General features: G+C 61.8%; 3 protein-coding genes. All 3 read right to left on the bottom strand.

Features of this window, described 5'->3' with window-relative positions; genetic code table 11:
• Positions 1 to 254: 254 nt before the first annotated feature.
• Entirely contained in the window at positions 255 to 1,121 is an 867-nt protein-coding gene (locus ACWEH3_RS35915; protein WP_450026603.1) for a hypothetical protein, read from the bottom strand.
• 48 nt (positions 1,122 to 1,169) lie between these two features.
• Positions 1,170 to 1,556, bottom strand: coding sequence for a TerD family protein (locus ACWEH3_RS35910; RefSeq protein WP_450026605.1), 387 nt, complete (start codon positions 1,554 to 1,556; stop codon positions 1,170 to 1,172).
• A gap of 163 nt (positions 1,557 to 1,719) precedes the next feature.
• Positions 1,720 to 2,700 (bottom strand): UDP-glucose 4-epimerase GalE, encoded by a 981-nt coding sequence (gene galE, locus ACWEH3_RS35905; RefSeq protein WP_450026607.1) that lies wholly within the window; start codon positions 2,698 to 2,700, stop codon positions 1,720 to 1,722.
• Positions 2,701 to 2,806 lie beyond the last annotated feature (106 nt).

The raw sequence follows: 2,806 nt of genomic DNA, 5'->3' as shown, positions 1-2,806 counted from the left end.
CGCATCCAACAACGGCTCGGCTACCTCAGCCCCGACGAGTATCTCGCCCAAACCTCTACTGCCGCATAAGGTTTAATTCCAAGGTCCAACTTTCGAGGACCACTCCACAATGCCGTTGTGATTCCTCTTGCTGCGGCCTACCGGTCCGCCGTGGGGTTCTCTGACCCATTTGCCGTTGGTGTTCAGTCCAGGCATCCACTCGCTGTGGGCGGTGCTGTAGCGGGTCTTGCCGTCGACGGTGAGCACGGCGTCCTTCACGTCGATGTGAGCAACGGTGGCCCAGTAGCAGTTTCGACTGTTGCCGACGTAGACCATGATTTCGTCTGCATCCGGACCGAGAACACGTTTGGGCCTGGGCGTCCGTAGCGAATGGCTACGCGCGGACGACCGAACGTGTTGATCGCGCCGGTGCCGTTGTCGACGCTCTGGTAGACGTTGACCAGCAGGTCGCCGTTCTCCAACGGACGGACACGGACTTGCTCCACTGCAGGTCTGTTCCCCTGGCCTGGCCCGAGGCTGTCACCGTAATGGTAGATGAAAGGCCATTGATTCAGGTTTCCGAGGTGGCCGTGTTCGCCACTGATGACCACGAATTCGTTGGTTTGCTCGTTGCGGCAGTAGAAATAGACGTCGAGGTCTCCGGAGCCGAACCGCTTAACTCGACCATTCGTGTCGTACACCGCTCCACGACCGTCCCACTCGAGGCCGACGGTGAGGATCCAACCTGGATCGCCGCCGCTTTTCCGCAAATCGATGCTGGCCGACTTCGAAGGTGAGTCTTTGGTAATCGCGACCTTGACCTTCTGAAAGTTTATCGAGTTCCGGTCAACCGGCGCTGCATAGGCAGGCAGCGGTGCGGGTGGAGCGAACGCGGCTGGCCTGACCGCTGCGAGGGGGAACGCTGGCTGGACGGTATGCGGTGTCGCTGTGGATTGAGCCATCTCGGCGACATGTACGGGCTGGCCCAGGGGCTGCTGTGCAACATACTTGGCTGGTTTGTGTTTCTGCTGCGCCATTCGCCCATGCGGGGAGGAGGTCGGGGAAGCAGTAGCCGCGGTAGAGGCGGGTCGCTGCCCCGGATCGTCGACCACGATGCCATGATCGGTGGCGAACGCGGCCAATCCCGCACTGTATCCCTGGCCGATCGCGTCCAACCGCCAGCGTCCGCTTCATCGATAGAAAGCGACAAGCTGCAAGACAGTTTCGGTGGTCAGCCGATCCGGTCGAAACGAGAACGCTTGGCGCTCACCCATGACAGTGGCGGACAACCCGGCGAGAGAGCCGAAGGTCGTGGGGTGCGCCTCGGTGCTGCCTGTGATCAGCACACGATCAATGTCGGCGGGTAGAGCAGACAGGTCAACTGAGATCGCAGTATCGGAGACCAGCGCGACACCTCGGCGTGTGGGGTTGTTGAAGAAAATGAAGTCGTCATCGCTGCGAACCTTTCCGCTAGAGCTCAGCAGAACTGCGGCGATATCAACGGTTTCGGCGCTGACCGTCACGGTGTAGCGCGTATCCGCCAGGTCCGTTTTCGATCCCTTCGTGACCTCGAGCATTGAGGCATTTTGCCACGGATAGGAGTTCGCTGTGGGGATTCTGGAGCGGATGACCTGACCCCTGTGGTCCGGTCCGGGTGATCTGGCCCCCGCTGAGGGGGCCGCGGATGCGCGACTCACCTCCACCTCGGTCGGCGTTCGAGAGCGTTGCGCACTTTCGTAGTCAGGGGGTGAAATGCCGACTGTGGAACTTCCACGCGTCGCGCACGATGTCGGTGATGTTTGGTTTCTGTGGTGTCCAGCCGAGTTCGCGTTGTGCGAGTTGGGAGGAGGCGTAGAGGGTTGCGGGGTCGCCTGGTCGTCGTGGTGCTGTCTCGACGTCGAACGGGATCCCTGTGACGTTGCAGATGGCTTGGATGACTTGGAGGTTGGAGTAGCCGATGCCGTTGCCGAGGTTGTAGATCTTGTGTTCGCCGGGGTGGATGTTGTTGAGGGCGAGGAGGTGGGCGTGGGCGAGGTCGGTGATGTGGATGTAGTCGCGGATGCAGGTGCCGTCGGGGGTGGGGTAGTCGTCGCCGTAGAGGGTGAGTTTGTCGTGGTGGCCGAGGGCGGTGTCGAGGGCGACGGGGATGAGGTGGGTTTCGGGGTTGTGGCGTTCGCCGATCATGGTGCCGTCGCCGCAGTCGTGGGCGCCTGCGACGTTGAAGTAGCGCAGGGATATCGCGCCGAGCGTGGAGGCGCGGGTGTAGGTGGTGATGGCTTTGTCGATGGCGAGTTTGGTGTCGCCGTAGGTGTTGACCGGGTTGGTGGGTGAGGTTTCGAGCAGTGGGAGTTGGGTGGGTTCGCCGTAGACGGCGGCGGTGGAGGAGAAGACGAGTTTGTCGACGTGGGCGGTGTGCATGGCGTCGAGCAGGGCGAGGGAGGCGCGGGTGTTGTTGTCCCAGTGCCATTCGGGGTGGTGCATGGATTCGCCTGCGGCGATGAGTCCGGCGAAGTGCAGGACGGCGTCGTAGCCGGCAGTGGGGGTGAGGATTTGTGCGATATCGTGGACGCGGAGTTTGATGAATTCGGCGTCGTGGGGGATTTGGCGGTCGTCGTTGCGGGAGAGGTCGTCGATGACGGTGACGTCGTGTCCGGCGTCGAGGAGCAGTCGTGTGACGGTGGCTCCGACGAATCCTGCACCCCCGGTGACCAGGATTTTCATCTGACCTCCACTTGGGACTGCCCCGAGTTTGGTTGACTCGTGGGTTTGGTCTTTCAGGCCGCGACTGCGGGCCGGTTTATTGTCTCAAACTCGATCGGGGTGAGCC

It is taken from the genome of Nocardia sp. NPDC004718, assembly GCF_053601535.1.
This window is presented reverse-complemented; position numbering and strand designations above follow the sequence as displayed.